General features: G+C 70.0%; 26 protein-coding genes and 4 pseudogenes. 17 read left to right on the top strand and 13 right to left on the bottom strand.

Annotated elements, in window-relative coordinates; all coding sequences use genetic code 11:
- Window positions 1-45 precede the first annotated feature (45 nt).
- The 4 genes and pseudogenes from ACIQZO_RS09300 to ACIQZO_RS09285 all read left to right on the top strand — a co-directional run.
- Window positions 46-468 carry a hypothetical protein gene (locus tag ACIQZO_RS09300; protein ID WP_403622468.1) on the top strand — a complete coding sequence of 141 codons (423 nt, stop codon included), beginning with the start codon at window positions 46-48 and terminating at the stop codon, window positions 466-468.
- Window positions 395-766, top strand: coding sequence for a CorA family divalent cation transporter (locus ACIQZO_RS09295; RefSeq protein WP_403622465.1), 372 nt, complete (start codon window positions 395-397; stop codon window positions 764-766). The genes ACIQZO_RS09300 and ACIQZO_RS09295 overlap by 74 nt, the downstream gene beginning before the upstream one ends.
- Window positions 767-979: 213 nt before the next feature.
- Window positions 980-1,150: pseudogene (locus ACIQZO_RS09290) on the top strand (DUF3618 domain-containing protein); the annotation flags it as partial.
- A 94-nt stretch (window positions 1,151-1,244) separates the two neighbouring features.
- A pseudogene (locus ACIQZO_RS09285) lies at window positions 1,245-1,490 on the top strand (DUF4235 domain-containing protein); the annotation flags it as partial.
- Window positions 1,491-1,623: 133 nt separating this feature from the next.
- Here the strand turns inward: ACIQZO_RS09285 and ACIQZO_RS09280 are convergent.
- Together ACIQZO_RS09280 and ACIQZO_RS09275 are read right to left on the bottom strand one after the other, a co-directional pair.
- Window positions 1,624-1,977, bottom strand: coding sequence for a PRC-barrel domain-containing protein (locus tag ACIQZO_RS09280; protein WP_403622462.1), 354 nt, complete (start codon window positions 1,975-1,977; stop codon window positions 1,624-1,626).
- Window positions 1,978-2,145: 168 nt separating this feature from the next.
- Window positions 2,146-2,307, bottom strand: coding sequence for a hydrophobic protein (locus ACIQZO_RS09275; RefSeq protein ID WP_403622459.1), 162 nt, complete (start codon window positions 2,305-2,307; stop codon window positions 2,146-2,148).
- 151 nt (window positions 2,308-2,458) lie between these two features.
- Between ACIQZO_RS09275 and ACIQZO_RS09270 the strand changes: the two genes are divergently transcribed.
- Window positions 2,459-3,286, top strand: coding sequence for a HEAT repeat domain-containing protein (locus ACIQZO_RS09270; protein WP_403622456.1), 828 nt, complete (start codon window positions 2,459-2,461; stop codon window positions 3,284-3,286).
- A gap of 352 nt (window positions 3,287-3,638) precedes the next feature.
- On the opposite strand, the gene ACIQZO_RS09265 is transcribed toward ACIQZO_RS09270, so the two are convergent.
- From ACIQZO_RS09265 to ACIQZO_RS09255, 3 genes are all read right to left on the bottom strand, one after another.
- The gene (locus ACIQZO_RS09265; protein WP_403622453.1) at window positions 3,639-4,115 is read right to left on the bottom strand and encodes a hypothetical protein; all 477 of its coding nucleotides are present in this window, start codon (window positions 4,113-4,115) and stop codon (window positions 3,639-3,641) included.
- 124 nt (window positions 4,116-4,239) lie between these two features.
- Window positions 4,240-4,683, bottom strand: coding sequence for a VOC family protein (locus tag ACIQZO_RS09260; RefSeq protein WP_403622450.1), 444 nt, complete (start codon window positions 4,681-4,683; stop codon window positions 4,240-4,242).
- A gap of 649 nt (window positions 4,684-5,332) precedes the next feature.
- Entirely contained in the window at window positions 5,333-6,268 is a 936-nt protein-coding gene (locus ACIQZO_RS09255) for a transposase family protein (RefSeq protein ID WP_403622447.1), read from the bottom strand.
- A gap of 71 nt (window positions 6,269-6,339) precedes the next feature.
- Here ACIQZO_RS09255 and ACIQZO_RS09250 point away from each other — a divergent pair, with 71 nt between their 5' ends.
- The 3 genes from ACIQZO_RS09250 to ACIQZO_RS09240 all read left to right on the top strand — a co-directional run bounded on the left by ACIQZO_RS09250 (window position 6,340) and on the right by ACIQZO_RS09240 (window position 7,746).
- Window positions 6,340-7,002, top strand: a complete 663-nt coding sequence (locus tag ACIQZO_RS09250) for a class I SAM-dependent methyltransferase (protein WP_403622444.1) — start codon at window positions 6,340-6,342, stop codon at window positions 7,000-7,002.
- A gap of 360 nt (window positions 7,003-7,362) precedes the next feature.
- Entirely contained in the window at window positions 7,363-7,506 is a 144-nt protein-coding gene (locus ACIQZO_RS09245; protein ID WP_403622442.1) for a hypothetical protein, read from the top strand.
- A 99-nt stretch (window positions 7,507-7,605) separates the two neighbouring features.
- The gene (locus tag ACIQZO_RS09240; RefSeq protein WP_403623413.1) at window positions 7,606-7,746 is read left to right on the top strand and encodes a hypothetical protein; all 141 of its coding nucleotides are present in this window, start codon (window positions 7,606-7,608) and stop codon (window positions 7,744-7,746) included.
- Between the two features lie 182 nt (window positions 7,747-7,928).
- Here the strand turns inward: ACIQZO_RS09240 and ACIQZO_RS09235 are convergent, their stop codons facing one another.
- On the bottom strand, window positions 7,929-8,288 hold the full coding sequence (locus ACIQZO_RS09235; RefSeq protein ID WP_403622439.1) for a DoxX family protein: 360 nt from the start codon (window positions 8,286-8,288) through the stop codon (window positions 7,929-7,931).
- A 46-nt stretch (window positions 8,289-8,334) separates the two neighbouring features.
- The gene (locus ACIQZO_RS09230) at window positions 8,335-8,829 is read right to left on the bottom strand and encodes a cupin domain-containing protein (protein ID WP_403622436.1); all 495 of its coding nucleotides are present in this window, start codon (window positions 8,827-8,829) and stop codon (window positions 8,335-8,337) included.
- Window positions 8,830-8,910: 81 nt separating this feature from the next.
- On the opposite strand from ACIQZO_RS09230, the gene ACIQZO_RS09225 reads away from it, so the two are divergent.
- Window positions 8,911-9,762 carry a LysR family transcriptional regulator gene (locus ACIQZO_RS09225; RefSeq protein ID WP_403622433.1) on the top strand — a complete coding sequence of 284 codons (852 nt, stop codon included), beginning with the start codon at window positions 8,911-8,913 and terminating at the stop codon, window positions 9,760-9,762.
- Between the two features lie 71 nt (window positions 9,763-9,833).
- Window positions 9,834-10,286, top strand: a complete 453-nt coding sequence (locus tag ACIQZO_RS09220; RefSeq protein ID WP_403622430.1) for a hypothetical protein — start codon at window positions 9,834-9,836, stop codon at window positions 10,284-10,286.
- Window positions 10,287-10,296: 10 nt separating this feature from the next.
- Here ACIQZO_RS09220 and ACIQZO_RS09215 read toward each other — a convergent pair.
- Window positions 10,297-11,132, bottom strand: a pseudogene (locus tag ACIQZO_RS09215) (transposase).
- 164 nt (window positions 11,133-11,296) lie between these two features.
- Here ACIQZO_RS09215 and ACIQZO_RS09210 point away from each other — a divergent pair.
- From ACIQZO_RS09210 to ACIQZO_RS09195, 4 genes are all read left to right on the top strand, one after another.
- Window positions 11,297-12,310, top strand: coding sequence for an SPFH domain-containing protein (locus tag ACIQZO_RS09210; protein WP_403622427.1), 1,014 nt, complete (start codon window positions 11,297-11,299; stop codon window positions 12,308-12,310).
- Window positions 12,307-13,224: a hypothetical protein gene (locus ACIQZO_RS09205; RefSeq protein WP_403622424.1), complete on the top strand. Its 918-nt coding sequence runs from the start codon at window positions 12,307-12,309 to the stop codon at window positions 13,222-13,224. Before ACIQZO_RS09210 ends, ACIQZO_RS09205 begins: the two co-directional genes overlap by 4 nt.
- Window positions 13,225-13,434: 210 nt before the next feature.
- Complete coding sequence (locus tag ACIQZO_RS09200; RefSeq protein WP_403622421.1) at window positions 13,435-13,752, top strand: hypothetical protein; 318 nt, start codon at window positions 13,435-13,437, stop codon at window positions 13,750-13,752.
- A gap of 1,098 nt (window positions 13,753-14,850) precedes the next feature.
- Entirely contained in the window at window positions 14,851-15,216 is a 366-nt protein-coding gene (locus tag ACIQZO_RS09195) for a UBP-type zinc finger domain-containing protein (RefSeq protein WP_403622418.1), read from the top strand.
- On the opposite strand, the gene ACIQZO_RS09190 is transcribed toward ACIQZO_RS09195, so the two are convergent.
- Window positions 15,213-15,656 (bottom strand): SRPBCC family protein, encoded by a 444-nt coding sequence (locus tag ACIQZO_RS09190; RefSeq protein ID WP_403622416.1) that lies wholly within the window; start codon window positions 15,654-15,656, stop codon window positions 15,213-15,215. The genes ACIQZO_RS09195 and ACIQZO_RS09190 overlap by 4 nt on opposite strands.
- Window positions 15,657-16,333: 677 nt before the next feature.
- On the opposite strand from ACIQZO_RS09190, the gene ACIQZO_RS09185 reads away from it, so the two are divergent.
- Together ACIQZO_RS09185 and ACIQZO_RS09180 are read left to right on the top strand one after the other, a co-directional pair.
- A complete protein-coding gene (locus ACIQZO_RS09185) occupies window positions 16,334-16,558 on the top strand; it encodes a hypothetical protein (protein ID WP_403623410.1) in 225 nt (74 codons plus the stop codon).
- Window positions 16,528-16,788, top strand: coding sequence for an amidohydrolase family protein (locus ACIQZO_RS09180; protein WP_403623361.1), 261 nt, complete (start codon window positions 16,528-16,530; stop codon window positions 16,786-16,788). The genes ACIQZO_RS09185 and ACIQZO_RS09180 overlap by 31 nt, the downstream gene beginning before the upstream one ends.
- Window positions 16,789-16,866: 78 nt before the next feature.
- On the opposite strand, the gene ACIQZO_RS09175 is transcribed toward ACIQZO_RS09180, so the two are convergent.
- Entirely contained in the window at window positions 16,867-17,598 is a 732-nt protein-coding gene (locus ACIQZO_RS09175; protein ID WP_403622413.1) for a hypothetical protein, read from the bottom strand.
- Between the two features lie 676 nt (window positions 17,599-18,274).
- On the opposite strand from ACIQZO_RS09175, the gene ACIQZO_RS09170 reads away from it, so the two are divergent.
- Window positions 18,275-19,288 (top strand): hypothetical protein, encoded by a 1,014-nt coding sequence (locus tag ACIQZO_RS09170; protein WP_403622410.1) that lies wholly within the window; start codon window positions 18,275-18,277, stop codon window positions 19,286-19,288.
- A gap of 304 nt (window positions 19,289-19,592) precedes the next feature.
- Here the strand turns inward: ACIQZO_RS09170 and ACIQZO_RS09165 are convergent.
- From ACIQZO_RS09165 to ACIQZO_RS09155, 3 genes and pseudogenes are all read right to left on the bottom strand, one after another.
- A pseudogene (locus tag ACIQZO_RS09165) lies at window positions 19,593-20,396 on the bottom strand (rod shape-determining protein); the annotation flags it as partial.
- Window positions 20,393-20,737: a TraR/DksA family transcriptional regulator gene (locus ACIQZO_RS09160; RefSeq protein WP_403622407.1), complete on the bottom strand. Its 345-nt coding sequence runs from the start codon at window positions 20,735-20,737 to the stop codon at window positions 20,393-20,395. The gene ACIQZO_RS09160 and the pseudogene ACIQZO_RS09165, both read right to left, overlap by 4 nt.
- A 56-nt stretch (window positions 20,738-20,793) precedes the next feature.
- On the bottom strand, window positions 20,794-21,132 hold the full coding sequence (locus tag ACIQZO_RS09155; RefSeq protein WP_403622404.1) for a TraR/DksA family transcriptional regulator: 339 nt from the start codon (window positions 21,130-21,132) through the stop codon (window positions 20,794-20,796).
- Window positions 21,133-21,148: the final 16 nt, after the last annotated feature.

Below are 21,148 nucleotides of genomic sequence, written 5' to 3'. Positions count from 1 at the left end.
CCAGGCCGCGCGCATGACGGCGGGATCGTGAAGCATGAGCGGGAGATGGAATGCGTCATATACGACAAGGGATCGGGCCGGGCGGAGCTGGTGGAGTGCGAGCTTCCTGACGACACGTGCCAGAGGGTCCCCGAGCGGCTGCGCGGCCTGGACGACGACCAGTTCGCCTGGGTGCGTCTGGCGGAGCCCTCCGAGGAGGAACTCGTACAGCTTGCGGAGGTCCTGGGACTGCACCCGCCGGCCGTCGAGGACGCGGTCCACGCGCACCAGCGCCCACAACGGGAGCGGTTCGCCGATGTCCTGGCCGTCGCGCTGAAGACCCTCTGGTACGTGGAGGAGGAGACCGCGGTGACCGGCGAGATCATGCTCTTCCCACAGGGATGCGGTCCGTACAGTGCACGCCGCACTCAACCGGCTCGAGGACCAGGTCTTCTCGACCTCGCGCGTCGACCACACCGAAGGTGCTGACCACCTCCATCGCACGGACATCGAGGTGTGGACCCTGGACGAGCTGCTTGACCCGGTCCTGGGCGCCCAGCGGGCCCGAGTGGGCACTTGGCAGAACGACGATATGCGCCGGATCTCGGCCTGGGCCGCGATCTTCGCGATCCCCACGATGGTCGCCGGGGTGTACGGGATGAACTTCGAGCACATGCCGGAACTCGGCTGGGCCTACGGGTACCCGCTCGCCGTAGCCCTCGTAGCCCTCGTGGCCTTGGCATCGGGAGCCCTCTACCGGACCTTCCGGCGCAACGGCTGGCTGTAGCCCGGCCATGGCGCCGTCCTCCTGCCGCTCACGGTGCGGGTGTCGGGCGGTGCCGGCGCGCCAGTGGTATGCGCGCGGTGACGAAGACACGCACACCTCAACGAGGAGGTTCCGTCATGGCGGCGCGTCGGTGCGTTGGACCACACCGCACGCGCCTCGCGGCATCGACAGCGTGAAGGCCGACCTGGCCCAGAACACAAGGGAGGCACCTTGATGAACGACGACGCCCGAACCAACATCGGCATCCCGAGCCCCGGTTCCCCCGCTCACCCTCGCTCTCCCTCTCACTCTCACTCTCACGAGGAACTGCGCGAGCAGATCGAGCGCACCCGTGACGAGCTCGGGCAGACCGTGGAGCAGCTGGCCGGCAAGACCGACGTCAAGGCCCAGTCTCGCGCGCCAACCGCGCACCGCTGCTCGCCGTCGGCGCTGCCGTGGTCGTTGTCCTGCTGGTACGTCGCAGCCGCGGACGCCGCCGATGAACACGGCCAAGATCGCCTACAAGCCGGTCGGACTGGCCCTGGGCGCAGTGAGCGGCGCGATCGCGGGCGCCGCGTTCAAGCAGGCGTGGAAGGTCATCGAAGGCGAAGGCGAAGCTCCCGACGCCACGGACGAGGACCGCGGCTGGCCGCAGATCCTGCTCGCCGCAGCCATCCAGGGTGCGATCTTCGCCGTGGTCAAGGCCTCGGTCGACCGATCGGGCGCCGTGGCGGTTCGCCGCCTGCGGTCCCCTCTGGGCGACAAGCTGCGGAACCGGGGAGGCATCGCCGGCCGGCATCCGCTACGGGTGACGGCAACGGGCCGGGGCGGCAACCGTTTGGTTGCCGCCCCGGCCCTTCACGTCGGTGTGCCGCCGGTCAAGCGAGCGGCATGCCGCCGTAGTACCCGCCGATCAGCCGGTGGTAGTCCTCGTCGCCGAGGTGCTTGTCGCTGTGGAACTCGGGAGCATTCTTGACCTGCTCCTTCGTCCGGTCCACATAGATCTTCTCGTCGGCCGCGTCGATACGGATGATCGTGCCGGCGGGCAGGAGAACTTCCTTGCCGAAGATCCACGGGCCGGTGTCGACCACGAGGTACGCGGAGCCGACCTCGTCGGAGTGCTTGTCGACCTTGCCGATGGAGCCGTCCGTGGCCTCGACCTTGTAGCCCGTCAGATCGGCCCCGGCCAGACGGCCGGATCCTGTGCGATAACCCCACACGTTCTCAGTCATTCGAGCAACCTTTCATTGATTTTCGGTATTGCTTCCCCGGCGCCCTTTAGGGTGGGTCCGCAAAAGTGCAACACCGTCAGAAGTCGACTGCCCTCGTATTTCCGTCTCACACGCACCGGATGTGGATTTTCCGTCCGGAGTGGGCGCGGAAACGCGTCTGAATCGCGTCTACCAGCGGTACCAGCGTCCGCTGCCGGTCTTCGGCCGGGCCGCGAACCCCAGGAGCCACAGCACCAGGACGGCGATGGCGACCCACCACAGGAGCTTCAGTGCGAATCCGGCAGCGAAAAGGATAAGGACGAGGAGAAGAACAAGAAGCAGGGGAACCATAGTTATTACCTCCGACACGCCTCCTGCCCGGCCTTTTGGGGGACATGCGCCCGGGTATCCGTACCGTGCGCCCGCGCCGCAGCAGGGAGGCCTCGCCGGAGGCCCGCTGGGGGCGGCTCGGTATGGTCTGCAACATCACGAGGAGGACGGATTGGAAGATCAACGGGCAGCGGGCGAACTCACTCCGCGCCTTGATGAGCTGGCGGCCGGGCTCGCGGACCCGGACTGCGACCTCGATGACCTTGCTGAGATCGAGGAGGAGCTCGTAGCCGCCCGCCGACAGGAGCTGATTCCGCACGTGGAGGGCCATCTCGCGGCAGCCGTGGAGGCGGGCGACTGGTACGCCCGTCATGTGCTCGCCCGGATTCTGGCCGAGACTGCCGGCCACACGTCGCTGGCCGCCCTGTTGCGGGCCTACTCCCGCGATCTGGGTGATGACCAGGACTCACTCTCGACGACGCTCCATGTACTCGCGCAGGAGCACCCGGCCGCCGCGCGCGAAATCCTCCTGCCGTGCGCCGTTGGCGACGATGAGGACCTTCGCAGGGCGGCGATCTGGCTGCTCGGCTTCGTCCCCGAACGCGCTGATCTGGAGCTGCTGGCCCACGCTGCGCAGGACTCGGACGAAGGAATCCGCAGCGCAGTCGTGGGCACGCTCGGCAGTCACGGGACGGAGCCGGATGCCGTCGACCTGCTGTTGAACCTGCTGGACGATCCCTCCCCGCAGGTGCGAATCTCCGCCCTCGGTTCCCTCGGATTCCTCCAGCATCCCAGAACCCTGGGGAAGATCCGCCTGCTCGCGAACGACCACGATCCTCGTGTCCGGGCGTGGGTCGCGATTGCCTCGGGGCGATTTTCCGCCCTGGAGCCCGCGGACTTCGCAACCTTGGCCGTGCTCGACCGGCTGGCAGCGGACGCAGACCCGTACGTTCGTGACCAGGCAGCCGAGGCTCGTCACATCAAGCCCCTCCGCGACTGACGATCACAGGAACCGGCGGGGGCACGAAGAGCGGCCTGGGGGAGACACCCAGGGCCCGAATCCTCACCGTGCGTGGGAAGGACCGGAATCAACCCGCCAATAGGGTGCGGAGCACCGTAGTTGGCCTGTCCGGCCGGAGGATACGCGCTCAGAAGTCGATGGAGCCGGTCCACAGACCACCCGTTGGAAGCCGCCTGACGCGCCCATCGGTCGAACGCACGGTTGAATCGCGCCAGTTGAACTTTGGAGTGGCGGAGGACGTGGTGGCGGATCGCGCAGTTCGGTTCGCCCTGGACGGCCGTGACACTGAGCGTCTACTGGCCTGCCGGGACGATGACGAGTACATCGTCTGCTACGTCACTGCGGAGCAGGTCCGCGAGGTCGCGGCGACCTCGAACTCACCGAATCGGGAGGCCTTGGTCGACCTCCAGACCTGTCCACTGCCCGCTACTGCGAACAGATGGCCACCACCATCACTGGCAAACACGAGGGCAGGCGGCTCGTCATCGACCTGCACCGATCCGTATTCGCGGGAGTGCTCGGCGACCGTCGAAGCACGGTGGACGAAGTATCCGTGCTCAACATCGGGCAACGAAACGTCACCAACCACCCAGTAGAGGGTCGTCAGATCAGAGGGGATCGGCGTCAGATCCACGAGTGCGTCCGTCCCCCTGTGGCTCTCATCCGTGGCGAGGACGACGGCGTTATCGCCAGGGGGGAAACCGTGCGTCGTCCGAAACGACGACGTCAGTGCCCCGAGCTCCGCGGAGGTCTGCTCGCACCAGCGTCGCAGCCACTGCGGGTCGAGTCGCTCACCAGACTCGTTCATCCTCCTCGGCACACCTCCATCCAGCCCGGCATTCGCTCCTCGATCACGACAAGATCGCTGCGCTGCACGGCGTGATCCAGGGGCAGGTTGCGCAGTGCGGTTGACGCGAGGCCAAATGACCCGATCAGGCGTCAGTCTTCTTCAGCTCCTGGGCGAGCATCACAAGGATGCCGCTGGGGCCGCGGAGGTACGTGAGCTTGTAGACGTCCTCGTAGGTCGCCACACCGCGCAGCGGAAGGCATCCGTGCTGTGCGGCCCTCTCAAGGGCTTGGTCGATGTCGTCGACCGAGAAGGCGATGCGATGCATGCCGATTTCGTTCGGGAGAGTGGGCTCCGACTCGATCGCTTCGGGGTGGATGTACTCGAAGAGTTCAAGGCGGCCGTGACCGTCCGGCGTCTGGAGCATCGCGATTTTTGCGTGATTGCCATCCAGGCCGACGGCGGTGTCGGTCCACTCGCCACTGACCGTGTCACGGCCGATGACGGTGAGGCCGAGGTCGGTGAAAAAGGAGATCGTTGCCTCGAGGTCGCGAACTGCGATGCCGACGTTCTCAAGTTTGATGGCCATGCCTTGCATGCTAGCGAGCCGGGCCCGGGCGCTTCCGGCAAGGACGCAGCCGGGTACCGGGTCACCGTCGAGGTGGCCGGACGGCCTGCTCGCACCGCCGGGCCGGCGCCTCGCGTCGATCGGGTTCCGGCGGTCCCGCCTGAGAGGACATCAGCACAGCCACAACCGACCAAGCGCTCGGTCGATGGCGGCTGTGCGGTGAGACTGTGCCGGGCTGCTGCCGACGGGATCCGTTGCTCGGGGACGGCGGTACGAGCGTCGACGCCGAGGGTTTCCCGGGCGTCCCCGGTTCCCGGCCGGGGAGGGGCCGGGACACAGGGCGTCCGGGTGCCGTACGGATCCGGGCGGCAGCCCGTCGTGCGGGCGGAGCCTGCCGCATGTCGCCGGGGGAGGAGCAGCATGCGGCGCGGCCCGCTCCGGAAGCACCCCACCCGCGAGGTGTTGACTTCCGTATCCACGCGTCTAACCCGGGCTTCCTCCCGTAAACGCGCTCCCTTCCAAGAATCTTGAAAAGGTGTCAGGGCTGCCGACCTCCCGCATTCACCGACGGCCGCGGCCTGCGAACCGCTCCCGCACCTCAGCGCCAGTAACTAACGAGCTCGTGCATGGTTGGCGGTGGCGAGTCGAAAGGTGCAGGTCGGCCTGGTGGTCACTGTCCCTGGCGGGTGTCTCGGGTGGCGGTTTGCTGGTGTGAGAGCAGGCCGGCAACGGCTTGGATGGTGTCGCTCATGTGCTCGCGGCGGCCGTGGTGGCGGGCGAGCGCTCTCCAGTTCTTGAGGTGCGCGATGCCATGCTCGACACGGATCCGGCGTGAAGAGTGCGACTTGCGCTGGCGCTCGTAGATCTCCTCGTACCAGTCCGGCGGGTTCTTCTTGAACTTGCGGTGCGGTGGCGTCACGACACGGCCACCAGTCTGGGCGCCCAGGCCCTGATAGCCGGCGTGGGCAAGGATCTCCACGGCCGGGCCGTCGGTCAGGTGCTTGACCAGGCCTAACTGTCGGGCGTGGGTGATATCGGCGCAGCTCGCCGGCTGAGCTGGACTGCAGAACAGGAGCCTGCCGTCGGCGTTGGTGAGAACCATGGCCTTGACGGCGTTCTGCTTGTTCTTGCCGGAGATGAACCTGTCCCGGTCCTTGCGGCCGACGGCGGGCCTGCGGACCCGGATCTCGGTGCCGTCGATGATCCCGGTCTGTCCGCTGGTCCCGAGGTGGTCGATGACCTCGGCGAGGGTGCGGAGCCGGACGCCGGCCGCGATAGTGCAGCCACGGGTGGCGAGCAGGGGCCTCACCTCGCCGATCGCCCGGGTGATCGTGGAGCGGTCAACGCCGAACCAGCAGGCCAGCACGTCATGAGTGACACCGTGGCGAAGATGAACGAGCGTAGCAAGGAGCCGGTCGACGAAGACCAGACGGTGCTTCGCGCCAGCGCCAACGGCCCGCTCACGCGGCCTGGACGCCAGTCTCGCCTGATGCCGTTCGTGCCATAACGGACCTACCTCGGCGACGAGTTCGGCGATCACATCGGCCGAAAGTCCTGTGATCCTCCGGTTGCTGATGATCGCTGCACGAGATCTGTTCCCCACCACACGAACATGATCAGGGACCAAGCCTCAGCGCCGCACCGCCAACCATGCACGAGCTCGTTAGTGTCGAGATCGTGGTCGAAGACGATGCCCTCAATGTCACCCGCGAGGCCTACGACGCTGCCGCCTCCACCTATGCGGAACTGTTCCGCGACACGCTGCGGGACAGCCCCCTGGACCGTGCGGTCCTGGGTGTCTTCGCCGAGTCCGTACGTACGAACGGGAACGGTCAGGTCGCGGACCTGGGGTGCGGGCCCGGCCATATCACCGCCTATCTCGATGAGCTCGGGCTGGCAGTGTGCGGTGTCGATGCCTCTCCGTCGATGATCGAGTTGGCTCGACAGGCCTATCCGGGCCTGCGGTTCGACGTGGGTTCGATGGCCGCGCTGAACATCGCCGACGGCGTGCTGGGCGGCGTACTCTCACGGTGGTCCATCATCCATACTCCGCCGCAGGAACTCCCGCTCGTTCTGGCGGAGTTCCATCGTGTGCTGGCACCTGGCGGCCACCTTCTCGTCGGCTTTTCGGCAAGCGATGGCCCGTCCCGCCCGACACAGATCTTCGATCACGCGGTCGCGCCGGCCTATCGGTGGGCGCCTGATCACCTCGCCGCGATGCTGCGCGCGTTCGGCTTGGCCGAGGTGGCTCGGGTGGTTCGCGAGCCACAGCCCACCGACCGGCGGCAGTTCCAGGAGGTCCAACTGCTCGCGCGCAAGGCCGCGAGAGAGGCTTCCTGAGCAGTCGATATCTCGTCGTCGTAGCGGTCCTGGGCGGTCCTGGGCGCTCCGCCCGTGATCACGGTGATCGCTTGGCCGTTGCAGGGCCGGATCCGCGGAGCGACACGTCTTGGCCGGCCGTGCGCCGTGCGCCGGGCCCGGGTCTGGGCCGGGACCGCGGCTGAGCGTGGACGACCTCCTCAGGCCCGGGCCGGGTCGGGTCGGGCCCGCATGCCGGCCCGGGGACCCGGGTAGGCGCGCCGCACAGTCCACGAGGGAAGAAGGTGCCATGAACCGCCCCGAACGACGACCGGACCTGCCGGCCCCCGTCCCGGCGAGCGAGGACCCGGTCACCCCGGACCTGCCCCGGTCGGCCCCGCCGTGCCCGACCTGCCCGGGAGCGGCGGCCCGGCCGACGCGGCCCCCGAAGGGCGCCGCCGGGCCGAGGACACGCCACAGGACGCGCCGGAGTACGAGGGTCCGGACGGCGACGGCGGCGGCGTCTCTCCGGAGCCGCCGGACTAGTGCTGTGACCGCATAGGGTCGCCGGGTTGCGGTTGGCGGTGCTGTGCCTCGGGGCGGTTGGATGTCGGGAGACATTCGATGCTGAGCCGTGGAGGCGTGGTGGCAGAGCCGGTCAAGGTGCGCAGACTGACCGATCAGGAGGGCCAGCAGTTGCAGCGGATCGTGCGGCGGGGCAGCACGAACTCGGTGCGCTACCGGCGGGGCATCCGCTGGGGCGGACGGCCGCTGAAGACGGCCTGATCAGCGGCGCCGGGTATCACGCGGTCTCGGCGATGGTCGGCCGTCGGTGGCCGCACTCGATCTCGGTGCCGTCAACATCCGCGACGTAGCCGTGGCTCCCGTTGAACTGCACCGTCAAAATGACAGTGGCCGCGTGGCGGCTGTCCCTGCCGTTGCATCCACCAGTCGAGGGCTGTGTTCCATCACAGCCTGGTGGCCAGCCAGATGGTCACAGCCGCGGTGGTGATGAGCCCGACGTTGAGTGCGATCCGGCGGTCCTCGCCGGTCAGGTGGACGGCGATCGCACCGGCTTGGAGGAGTACGAGGCCGCTGGCCGCAGCCGGCGCCAGCGCGGGCGCGACGCCCGTCAGCGGCGGCAGGATCATGCCGGTCGCTCCGAGTATTTCGACCGAACCCAGTGCCCTGAGGGCGGGCAAGGGTATGCGGTCGACCCAGGCCATGATCGGTCGGAGCTGATCGCGGCTGCGGATCACCTTCAGCGTGCCCGCGTAGAAGTAGAAGAGGGCGAGTAGTCCCGCGACGATCCAGTAGGCGATGTTCATAGTTCCCGTTCATGGGTCACCGGTTCACGGGGACCCGTCGACTGCTTCAGGCGAGGTCGGTGGCAGGCTCGGTCGCGTAGCGGCTCATCGCGTCGATATTGGCCTGTGGCGTCAACGGCCGTCCGTCGGCAAGCACTTCCTGGAGGTCCCGGAAGTACTGCACGTACAGGTTGGGGGTGAATGTGCTGAGCATGACGGCGGGTTGGTCAGTCAGGTTGGCGAAGGTGTGCGGGGTGCCGGGCGGAACCACCACGAGCGTGCCCGTGGTCGCGTCGTGGTCCTCCTCCCCGACGGTGAACCGCACGGTGCCGGACAGGATGTAGAAGCCCTCGTCGTGCTGGGCGTGGCGGTGCTGCGGCGGTCCCTGGGTGTGCGGGGCGAGGACGGACTCGGCGATCGCGAGGCGCTGCCCGGTGTGGCTGCCGTCCTCCAGGACGCGCATGTGCGTAGTGCCCAGAACGATCGTCTCGCCATCACCGGGACCCGCCACCCACACCACGGGGTCGGCTTGCGGCACGTTGGTCTCTGCTTCTTCGGCCATGCTCACAATTGCACCGCCCGGGGCCTGCCGGTGTCCAAGACCCATCCCGCAGCGCCGATACCCTGCGGGTATCGTTGCAGCATGGAGCTACGGACCCTGCGCTATTTCGTGGCCGTTGCCGAGGAACTCCACTTCGGCCGGGCGGCCACCCGACTGCACATGAGTCAGCCGCCGCTGAGCCGGGCGATCAAGCAGTTGGAGGCTGATGTCGGGGCCCTGTTGTTCGCCCGCTCGCCCACGGGCGTCACGCTCACTCCGGTGGGCGCGGTGCTGCTCGATGAGGCGCGGGTCCTGCTCGACCATGTCGACCGCGTCCGTGTCCGCGTGAGCGCGGCGGCCGGCTTCGCGACCATCACCGTCGGCATCCTGGGCGACGGCACCGACCCGGGAGTGTCCAGGCTGGCCGCCGCCTACCGCCGAACCCACCCCGGCATCGACATCCGCATCCGCGACACCGATCTGACCGACCCGACGTGCGGGCTGCGCGCCGGACTGGTCGACGTCGCCCTGACCCGGGCGCCGTTCGACGAGACCGCCCTGACGGTGCGTGTGCTGCGAACCGATCCGGTCGGCGTGGTCCTGCGCGCCGACGATCCGCTGGCCCGCCGCGACCGGCTGCGGCTGGCCGAGCTGAGCGACCGCCGCTGGTTCCAGTTCCCGCAGGGCACCGACCCCATCTGGCAGTCGTACTGGAACGGCGGCTCGCCGCGCGAGGGCCCGGTGGTGCGCGCCGTTCAGGAATGTCTGCAGGCCGTGCTGTGGAACGGCACGGTCGGCCTGGCCCCGCTCGGACACGACCTGCCCGCAGAGTTGGCAGTGCTACCGCTGACCGACATCGCGCCGAGCCGAGTGGTGGCGGTGTGGAACGAAGGTGACACCAACCCGTTGATCCGATCCTTCATCGAGATCGCGACAGCCGCATACCGCCACTGAGCGCCGACAGCCGGTGCTGCCGGTGCTCGTGAACAATTCGAACACAGCGGCCCTCGGAACTGCTTCCCGAAGTGGTGAACATCTGCTGTCTCTTCTCGGTTCTGGCACACATTCCGTGGGGACGATCAGAGGCGTTCTGGAACGGTGGCGTCTCGTCATCTGGGACCGTGGTGCGGTGTGATGACCTCATAGCGGCGCTGTTTCCGCATTTCAGGACGGTTCTGGTGGACCACGGCCTGGAACTGGTCTTCGGCGATCCGATCTTCGTCACTTGTCCGTCCGGCTTCCACGATCCGGTCTTGCGACCTCCGTCGCCCGACGAGCTCCTGAAAGTCACTCGTCAGCTCGGGGAGAAGCCGCCCATCGTGGTCGCCTTCGAAGCCGACGCCGGCGGGCAGGAGCCGGTCTGCCTCATCGCCGCGGAGCGCCTCAGCATCGTCCAGGAAACGGTTCTGCGGTACTGGCGCGAGGACGCAGGACCCGGTCAGCGGTTCGCTCCCTGGGTGTCGTCCTCAGGCCAGTAGATGTACTGGGCTATGCGGCCGCTGTGCTGACCTCAGCAGTCGGTGCTGGGAAGGCCAGTGCCTCGTCATGTGGATGGTGCTGCTGGAGACAGTGGTAGAGCTGGCCGATCATGCGGTTGAAGAGGTTGCGCTGGGCGGCGGCGTGCCAGTCCGCGTGGTTGTCGCGTCGTCGCCGGTAGTGGGCTTCGGCGCCGGGTATGGCGGTGATCGCGGAGAAGGCCCAGAGCTAGCCGGCGTGGTTGAGCCGGTTGTTCTTCACCCAGCGTCGGGTGACGGGTAAGCCGAGCCGCCTTGGCCGGTGCCGGGGCCGACTTCAACAACTCGTGCGCCTCGTGCCGGCAGGGTCCATTCTTCCAGGATTCGACGGCTGCGGGAGCGGCCGGGTAGTACTCGCGCAACAGGCATCGCAGCTGGTTGGCGATCTGCTGACGGTTCCACGTAGCGTCCTGCTGAGCACGGGCGAGGACGGCGACGGCGCGGGCCAGGTCACTGTCCTGGGGAAGAGGGCGGTGGGCGTGCATGTCGGTCCTCAGTACGTTGGTCAGAACCCAGAGCATCGCCCGGGTCGGACTTCTTGCGCGAGACCGAATGACGATCGCGGTATCGGGCAGCGGCCATCGGGTTGATCGCGAAGACCTGCCGCTTGCCGGTCCGCAGCACCGTGACCGGCAGGCCTCGGGATGTCTCGAGCGCAACCGGGATCGGGGATTCCTCTGTGTCGCCGTGATCAGCAAGTAGATCCAGTAGGACCTTGTGGCCAGCGGCGTCATCGGTGATGTGCCGCTTGGCCAGTAACTGGCCGCTGTTGCCAACCAGGGCAACGTCGTGCGTACGTTCTGCCCAGATGCCGCAGGCGGAGCGTGAATGGACGGCCCGGTGGGGCGTTTGGCGGCCTTCCGGGCGGCTTCCGCTGATGCCGGAGCAGCGACCCGAACCCCCTTCTTTTCGTCTTCTTGACGATAGCGATGGGTTCCTTTATCGTCGCATTGACGAAATGAAGGGGGTTCGCCATGGCCGACATCACCCGGCGCTTCGGCTGGCGCCATCTGCGCTCCGCGCCCACCACCCACATACGCCACCACAAGCGCGGCCGACTCGCCCACGACGGGCGCGGGCTCAGTTTCTGGTACCGGTCGCTCTCGGCGGCGCTCTCCGAAGTGCCGGTCGACGACCGGGAGCTGGCCATGGCGTTCCACGCCCGTACCTCCGACTTCCAGGACGTCGCCGTACAGGCCACCGTCACCTACCGGATCAGCGACCCGGCCGAAGCCGCGGAACGACTCGACTTCTCCGTCGACCCGGACAGCGGGAGCTGGCGCGGGGCCCCTTTGGAGCAGATCGCCACGCTCCTCACCGAGACCGCGCAGCAGCACGCACTGGACGTACTCGCCCGAACCCCGCTGGCCGCCGCCCTGGTGGACGGCGTCACCTCCGTACGAACGAGCGTCGCCGCCGGTCTCGCCGCCGAGCCCAGGCTCCCGGCCACCGGCATCGACGTGGTGGCCGTGCGGGTCGTGGCGATCCGCCCCGAGGCCGAGGTGGAGCGCGCCCTGCGCACCCCGGCCCGTGAGCAGATCCAGCAGGAGGCGGACCGGGCCACCTACGAACGGCGGGCCGTCGCCGTCGAACGTGAGCGTGCCATCGCCGAGAACGAGCTGGCCAGCCAGATCGAACTGGCCCGCCGCGAGGAGCAGTTGATCGACCAGCGCGGCACCAACGCCCGCCGCGAGGCCGAGGAGAAAGCGGCGGCGGACGGCATCCGGACCGAGACCGAGGCGGCCCGCAAGGTCAGCCTGGCCCGCGCCGACGCCGAGGCGGCACGCGAGACGGGCGCGGCACGCGCCGAGGTCCAGGCCGCCTGGCTGCGCGTCCACGACGAAGCCGCCCCGGGAACCCTGCACGCCCTGGCGGCGACCCGACTGGCGGAGAACCTGCCGCGGATCGAGAGCATCACGCTCTCTCCCGACATCCTCACCGGACTCCTCACCCGCCTCGGACGTCCGGAAGGCGGCACGGGCGCGTGAGCCTGGCCCCGCGGGCGGTCCTCGTGCACCGCAGGACCGAGTACGAGGAACTGCTCGCCCGGCACGGGACGCACGGGCAGGCCGCGTTCTTCCTCTCCAGCCGGGGCCGGTCGATCGACGAGGTGCACCGCCGCCACGAGCGCACCCAGCAGGCCCTGCGCCAGGTGGCGGCGGCCGTGCCCCTCACCTGGCGCAGCTCCCGGGTGGAGCGGGCGGACCTGGACCGCTTCCTGTTCGCGCCGCAGGACGTGGTGGTCGTGATCGGCCAGGACGGCCTGGTCGCCAACACCGCGAAGTACCTGCGCGGACAGCCGGTGGTGGGCATCGACACCGACCCGGGACGCAACCCGGGCGTCCTGGTCCGCCACCGCTGCGCCGACGCGGCCGCCCTGCTGCGTGCGGCGACCGCCGCCGGGAGCCGGGCGGAAGAGCTGACCATGGTCGAGGCCGTCGCCGACGACACCCAGCGCCTCCTCGCGCTCAACGAGATCTACCTGGGCTCGCCCGGCCACCAGACGGCCCGCTACCGCCTGGACGCCGACGCCGACGCCGACGCCGACGCCGACCAGGGCCCGGGCGAGGCCCAGGCGTCCTCCGGGGTGCTGGTGGGCACCGGCACGGGCGCCACCGGCTGGCTGCGCTCCCTGTGGCAGGAGCGCGACAGCCCCGCGCAGCTGCCCGCACCCTGCGAGCGGCGGCTCCTGTGGTTCGTACGGGAGGCCTGGCCCTCTCCCACGACCGGAACGACGAAGGTCGCCGGCGAACTGGGGCGCGGCCAGGGACTGCGGCTGACCGTGGAGTCGGACCGGATGGTGGTGTTCGGTGACGGGATGGAGGGCGACGCCCTGGAACTGACCTGGGGGCAGAGCATACGACTGGGCATCGCGGGAACGTCGCTGCACCTGGTGACGTGAGAGCCCGGCCCGACCGGCTGTCGGCACCGCGGACTGTGCCGGAGGCCGGGGTGCGACCGGCGGCCCGGCCCCGGAGGTACGCAACGGCCCATTCCTGGAGGGACACCAGCCATCGACACCATCACCCCCGACCGGGCCGCGCGGCCCCGCCGGACGAGCGGGGCAGGCAAGCTGCTGCTGGGCGCCGCGGTAGGCATCACGTCGACCGCCGTGCTGTTGACGGTCCTCTGGTGGCCGCGCACCGAGGTCACGTACCGCGACAGCGCCCCGGCGGCCGTGACCTACGCCGACCGGTCACCGCACTTCCTGTCGCTGACGCACGAACACACCCTGTCCGGCCGACACTCGTACCGGATGCTGGTCGGCCGGGGCACCGGAGGGACGTACGGACACTGGCTGGACATCGACCCGGCCCTGGGAGCGGAGGGCATCGAGTCCACCACGTGGACGGAGGCCGGGCTCCGTGTCCGGTTTCCGACCGGCCACGAGGTGTTCGTCCCGGCCCGCACGTTCATGTTCGGCAGGTAGCCGCACCCCGGCCCCGCCGGAGCGCCGGCCGGGGCTTGGCCGGCGGGGGGTTGAGGGGCGGACCGGGCACGATCCGGAACGAGTGGATCAGCGCGTTCACGATGACCTCGCCGACGAACAGCGCAGTCGGGTTCCACGACGCTCTTCGAGCGGATCGTCCTTCACGGCGCCGCCGAACAGCCACGTGTCGCGAGTGCGGCGGCCCGTCCGGGGGTGAGCTCGGAGAAGGTCTGCACCCCTGGCCCGGCCGGATGTCGCGGCGAACCGTGCTGCGCCCACACCGCGACGGCACGATCGGCTCGCTCACCTTCGAGGGCACCTCCGGTCGCCGCGCACCCAGCTCCCCGGCGTCCTTGCGAGCCAGAGCCAGAGCCAGAGCCAGAGCCCGGGTCCCTGTCCCCGGTGGCGGGATCCTCTGAACGGAGCTCGTGGCAGGAGTGGCCGAGCGCGGGGGTGGCTGCGTACGGGCTCGCTCGTGAATCAGTAGCGCGGCGGGCCTTTGTAATCGGGCGCGTGGAGTACCGTGAAAAGGGTTCGGCAGGATCCGTGACGTTGCCGGATCCCTCCGCGACCCGGACGCCCTGCCCCAGCCACCCCCCCCGGCTGGGGGCAGGGCCCGGCCCCGACCGGCCTCTCCCCCCCCTGGCCGGTCGGGGCCCCTTTTCGCATGCTTCGCCGACGCTACGGTGCGGGTTCGTGGACGACGGTGGTGGTGCAGTCCTCGGCGAGGCCGAGGAGGCCTGGTGCTCGTCTCGTCGACGGCCAGGTCCCAGCGCAGCTTCGTACCGACCCAGGTCGCCGTCCAAGGCGATGACAGGCGCCTGCGTTCCCCTGGGGGAGGCGTGCGCGGCCTGTCCGACGGGTCCGCTCGACAGCGATGTGCGCCCGCTCGGAGGCGGTACCCGGCTCACCTACGACGGCAGGAGCGGGACGCTCGACCGCTGGACCGAAGCGCTGAGGTCCGGTCCGAGGTCGTCGGATTCCTCAGTCCTGGACGCATCCGTTCGTGCTCCTCGGGCCGAAAGGAACGGGGATACGAAAGCCTCCGCGTCCGGAGCTGCGCCGGGCACGGGCCGGTGCGGACGAGGAGTGGTGGCGATGGCAGGTGGCCCCGGCTGGCGGGTCGGGCCTGACGGCGGTCGACCGAAGGGGCGGTCCTGCACACATATCGGGCTCCTGCCGGCGTCCGAGCTGTCGCTGCCGGCCCCGCCGGTCGGCTGCGCGGACTGTTTGTCGCGCGGCTGGAGCTGGGTGCGGCTGCGCTGGTGCGTGACGTGTGGCCACGTCGGATGCTGTGACAGCTCGCGGGGTCTGCACGCCCATGACCACCATGTGCTGAGCGGACACCCGGTCGTCCTGTCCCTGGCGCCCGACGAGGACTGGGCCTGGTGCTTCACCGACGAGGTCTTCCTCGTTCGGTCCGGTCACGGCGGATCGGGGCTGGCACGGTCGCAGCCGCGCTAACCGCGGTGGACTGTGGCCGCGGAAGGCAGTTTGTCGGCCACGGCGTCGGCCAGCCTGTCGAATTCGGGGCGCAGGAAGGGTGTGGCCAGGCGTGCCCATCCCTTGAACCGCAAGGACGCCGTGTAGCCGAGGAGCGTGGTCGTGGCCGAGCGGGCCCGGAAACTCAGGTCATCGGTGGCCGTGACGGTCTTGTTCTCACCGACGAACAGCAGCCGATCCGGCTGTTTGGAGACGAGCCGGTAGAGCAGGTCGCTGGTGCGGCCACGAAAGCGCGAAGTGTTCTGCCACGTGGTTCCCTGCTGTACCGGTCCTGCACCGACCTGCACGCACCGCACCGTGCCTGGGTCCCATTCCTCGGTTCGGGAGAAGTCCTCCAGGTAGGCAACCAGATCGTTGAGAGGAAGCCCGACGAGGATGTCCCTCCGGACGGTGATCGTCACAGCCGGCCCCTTACCGGCCCCGTGAGGCCGAATCGATGTTCCGCAGACGTATTGCTTCCCCGCGGGAGCCGCGGATGGATGCACGACCGACGGTCGGGTCCGTGAATATCCCAGGGGAGGGCCGAGGGCCGAGGGCGGGAGGGCTGAGGACGCGAGGGCGGAATCGGAGGACGCTCCCGCCATCCGTGCCGTTTGCCGTTTCCTGCCGAGCGTGTGGTCCTGGTTGTGGTGTGAACCCAGGCGGTGGGCCGGCGCCTGCACAACGGGTCCGCCCCGACCGGGGTCCGCAGGCGGCCACAGGAGCGAGGCCCGGGCCGACCGGCAGATGCCTGACGGAGCGACACTTCCCGCTGTCGGAGGACAAGGCGTGTGAGGCCTCACACGGAACCCGTCCAGGGCTCCGGCGCAGATCCCGGGGAGCCATCGCGCGGTGCCACCTCGGCGCTCGATTGCGAGGACCGCGCATCGATGCCCGGTGCGACGCGACAAGGGGGGTGGGGAGCCGGATGGCCGATGAATGGCTGATGGGCGACCGGAACGGAAAGAGTTTTCCGCAATCGCCTATCGAATGACAGTTCGCTGGGAATGCTGCGTGTGTTCTCCCGCCCGGTCCGACGCCCCCGTACGGCGTCGCCCGGGCGGGCCTTCCGTTCTGAGCCCTCGGGAGGTACTACGCCATGCAGTCGTCCCCCACTCCCTCGCCGGCCCCCAGCCGCCGCGAAATCCTCACCGGCCTCGGCCTGGCCGCCGCCACCCCGCTCGTCCTCGGCATCACCACCCGCCCCGAACGCCCACCCGCCCCGGTCGGCCCGACGGTCCTGCTGCGCGGCGCCTCCCTCGTACTCACCATGGACCCGGCGGCGCCGAGGCCCTGGGGATCAGCGACCGGACCGGCTCCCTGACCCCCGGAAAGCGGGCCGACGTCGTGGTCGTCGACCCGGCCGCCCTGAACTTCGCGCCACGCTTCGACTGGATCGGCCAGACCGTCTTCAACGGGCGGCCCGAGAACGTCGAGGCCGTGTTCGTGGACGGGCGGCCGCTGAAGTTCGGCGGCCGGCTCGTCGGCGTCGACACGGAGCGCGTCGTACGGGAGGCGGAGACGGCCGCGACCCGACTGCGCGCGGCCGGGTAGACCACGCCGCCCCCTCACAAGCGTCCAGGCCGGCGCCACGGGGTCAGCCCACCGCGTCCCAGGCCCGGCGCCACCTGGTCAGTCCACCGCGTCCCACGCCCTCATCGGACCGTCCAGCCAGGCGGGTGGCAGCTCGGCGGCGTCCCACTCCTCCCGCAGTACGGCCGCCCGCGTGGCGAGCCGCTCCAGCACGGCGACGCTGGTGGCGGAGTGCAGAAGGGAGTAGCGGCTGTGGATGGCGGTGGTACTGCCGGGCCCGTACTCCAGGTACAACCGCGCCAGACGGGCCCGGTGGGCTGCGGCGAAGTCCGCCAACCGGCCGGCGTACCGGGCCCTCTGCCGGGGGGTCATCGTGCCGAGGACGGCACGCAGCACCTCCTCGGTGACCTCGGGATCGAGGTCGGAGACGGCGGTGAAAGTGAGGTAGAGCGGGGTGACGGCCGCCTTCGCCTGCTCCACCTCGATCCGCCCGACCGGCGCCCGGGCGGCCGAAGCGGCGCCCGGTCCGTCGGGGTCGACGGTCTGCCGCAGTGCCCGTTCGGCGATCCCGCCGAGCTCCTCGGTGACGGCACGGGCACCGTCCAGCCAGCCCGACTCGTACGGCTCGCCCTTGTCACCCGGTACGGACCCGCCCAGCGCGCCGAGCTCCTCGCACGCGCCGGCCAGGGCCCCCGCCTCGACCAGGGCGATCAGGCCCTCCGCGTCGTCGGCGAAGACCCCCGCCCGGCCGAGCAGCTGGAGCAGCGTCCTCTTCGCGTTCAGGACACTGACCGAGTCCAGCTCCTGCCGGTTCTCCTCGGCGGCATGCATCGGATCCTCCTCATCGCACGGGCCAGCGGTGCGGTGTGCCGGCCTGCGGCCCACCCTTGTACGGTTCAACGCGCGATGGGGCCGCCGTGATCCCTGCGGAAGCCCTACTGCCCGACGACTGCATCCGTTCAGCGCAACGAGCGCCTCGACCGACTGCAGGGCGCCCAGTGCTCGTTGACCAGGACCGGCGCGGCTCCTCCCCGCGGCGGGGCGGGTCGGGCCCAGAACGAGCAGGAACCCCACCGCCGTGTCGCGCAGTTCGCCCCGCCACGCGTCGGTGGGCGCGTGGCGACCGGCGCCGACCAGGAGCGCGTCCTGGCCGGTGAAGGACGCGCAACGCCGCCCCGGCGATCCGCTCCAGCATGACACGGGAGCGGGCCATGCCCTCCTCGGGCTGCAGGATCCGCGCGTTCGGAAGGTGTGCGATCAGGTCGGGGTGGTGCAGCGCCCACTCCAGGACGGACGCGCCGAGGTACCCGCCCACGGTGTGGACCTCGTCGCCGGTGCCCCTGCGGTGGGGTCTCGCGGTGGACGAGCTGCTCACGCGGACCGGGGCTGTGCCCTTCATAGCCCGACCGGCGCAATACGAGGCAGTGCGCGGGCTGTCTGCGGGGAACCGGCCGCGGCGGGGCCGACACTTCCCCCGACAGCGACCGTCCGAGCTCCAGGAGTGACCGTGGGCCGCAAGCGTCCGGTATCCCGTCGTGGCAGGAAGCCGCTCCTGGCCCTGGCAGCCTGTGCTCTTGCTGCCGGGAGCGCGCTCCCGGCAGCTCCTGACGCGTCGGCCTCGGACGGGAAACCCGGCTGCATCTCCACGCCGGAGGCCTACCGTGAGGCATGGGAGGCGCGCGAGGTCCACTGTGTCGCGCCGTCGCTGTTCGCCACCACCCACGCCCGTAGCGGTACATCGCTGTACCCCGGAGGCTTCCGGTACGCGTGGGCGGGCTCCCACACCAACCTGGAGCACTACCTGAAGCTGCGCCAGCGGTACGGCGACACCCCCGCGAAGGTCGGCATCGGCATCCTCTCGTACGTCGGATACCCCGGGCTCACCACCTGGTCCACCCCGACGGACCTCGCCGTCTACACCCTCCCGCGGGGGTTCCGGGCCCAGGTGCCCGCCTTCGAGACGTGGTTCCGGCTGCTCGACGAGGAGTCCGGCGACACAGGGGCGTATCCGCTCGCGGGCCAGACACGCCTCGCCTACGCGTACTCCCGGCTCGGCCCGCACCAGGACGTCGTCGACGCGTTCCAGTCGGTGACCGGCTGCAACCGGACCGCCCTGCTCCAGGGCGAGGACGTGTCCGCGGAGATCGGCTGCAACACGGCCTTCCTCGAGGCGCTGGCGGCCGCCGGACCCTCCCCGTACACCACCGGCGACTCCGCATCGTGCTTTCGGAACTTCGCGACGCGCTACAAGGGTCCCAAGAACGCCGCCGCGCTGCGTGGCGTCCTGTACCAGTGCCAGGACGCGGGGTTCCTCAACACCGGTGTCGGAATCGGTTACAACACGTACGCGAACCCCTTCGTCTGCAAGCCGGCCCGCGATCAGTCGGTCCTCCAGCGGTACACCGGCAGGGAGTTCATCGTCCCCAACTCGACGTTCGACCGGCTGCCGAGCCACGTCGACATCGCACTGGACCTCGGCGAGCCCTCCCAGCGCGGCTTCCTGGACTCCGGATACTGCTGAACCCGGACCCCGGTCACCGACCTGTCCGCGTCCTGCGGACCTCCGCGACCACCCGGTGGACGATCCGCAGGAGTTCGTCCGCCCACCCGCCGCTGGACGAGGCGGACATCGACCTCTCCGGACCGCTCGCCGACGGGACCGCACACTCGCCCGTCGTCCGCGACGCCGAGGTACCGCTGCCGGAGCGTAGGCCGCGCGCCTGGTTGAGATCGGCGACCAGCTGAACACCACCGCCGCGAAGACGCACAACCAGTCCCTGGTCTTTCGGATCATGGCGGGTCGGCGACGCCTGGCAGGGTCGTGCCGCGGAGCGAGGGTGGGAGTGTGCGGCGCGCAGCACCCTGGCGGCGCCGCGGAGGGCGGCGGTGTGCGGTGCCGGGACCACGCGCAGGGGTGTCCGCAGCGTGTCGGTGAGCCGGTGGGCGAGGTCGGGGACCGGTACGCCGCCGCCGGCCAGGAGCACGCCTCGGCTCAGGGCGTCGGCGGCGAGTCCCGTGAGGTCCTGGCGGACCATCGAGGTGATCATGAGGGCGACCGTCTCGCTGATCCTCCGTGCGGCGCCGGTGCCGCAGGCCGGATCGGCGGTCCCCAGGGCGGTGCAGCGGGCGTCGACGACGGCGCCCTCGCCGAGGAGGACCACTTCGGTGAGGTGGGCGCCGATGTCCACGACGAGCAGCGGCCGCGCGAGGTCGGCGTCCGCGGCGAGGGCGATGGCGCGGGCGGCGGGCACGGTCAGGACGGCCCGCGGGCGCAGGGCCCGCACGGCGGTGCGGGCACGTTCCCGGTGGGCGGGGCCGTCCAGGACGGGTGTGGTGACCATGACCAGAGGGCGGGTGAGACGGGGCAGGCGGGGGCCGAGAAGCCGGTCCAGCATCTGGGCCGTACCGGCTGCGTCCACGATCGCACCGCGCCGGCCGGGGTGCGCCGGCCTTGCCCCGGTGAGGGTGACGGTGGGTACGTCCAGGATCATCCCCTGTCCCGCGACCCAGGCGCGGGTGCGGACGCCGCCCAGTTCCAGGGCCACACCGCAGCACTGTCGGCACAGCGGCCAGGGCCGGTGACCGGCACGAGAGGTTGCGGTATCGGTGAAGGGACCGCCGGCGGTCATCGCCCGGCCTCCCGTACCTGCTGGCATCGGGTGCAGTAGCGTGCCTGCGGCACGATCATCAGGCGCTCGCGGTCGATGGGCCGCCGACACAGGTGACAGACGCCGTAGCAGCCGTTCGCGATGCGGAGCAGTGCCGCCCGGACGTCGACGAAGACCATGTACGCGGAGGCGGCGAGCGCCAGACGCACCTCGGCCTGGTGGTCCGGAGCCGGGTCCGCGGCGGTGAGCTTGCGCAGTTGTTCCTGACGGAAGAGGAGTTGCTCGCGCAGGTTCTCCCGCAGCGCGGCGATGTCCGCCGGCGACAGGTGAGTGGTCTGCCGGGCAATGGTCCGGTGTTTCACGCTTTCACCCCTGGTGAGCAGGGCAGGGCAGGACGGGCGGCCCGGGCGGGTCGGCGTCACGTGGCGGCGCGGTGCTGGCAGGGAACGCAGTACCGCGTGTAGGGGAGGATCTCCAGGCGTTCCGCGGGGATGGACGTGGAGCAGGCCAGGCAGGTGCCGTACGAGCCGTCCTCGATCCGGGCGACGGCGGCGTCGATCTCGGCAATGACCCGGTTGTTGGCCTCGGTCTGAGTAGCGACGAGGTGGCCTTCCCTGCTCGGGCCGCTGTCGAGGGCGCGCAGTTGCAGGGCGCGGCTGCTCCGGGCGTCTTCGAGGCGTTGGCGCGCGTCGGACGGGGCCAGTCGTCCGGGGCGGGGTCGGGCGGAGGATGCAGTCGGGGAGGTGTCGGAGGGCACTGGGTTCCTTTCGTCG

The organism is Streptomyces sp. NPDC097617, assembly GCF_044761485.1.
Taxonomy (GTDB): domain Bacteria; phylum Actinomycetota; class Actinomycetes; order Streptomycetales; family Streptomycetaceae; genus Streptomyces.
The sequence above is the reverse complement of the archived record's forward strand: the minus strand, read 5'-3'. Positions and strand labels throughout refer to the sequence as shown.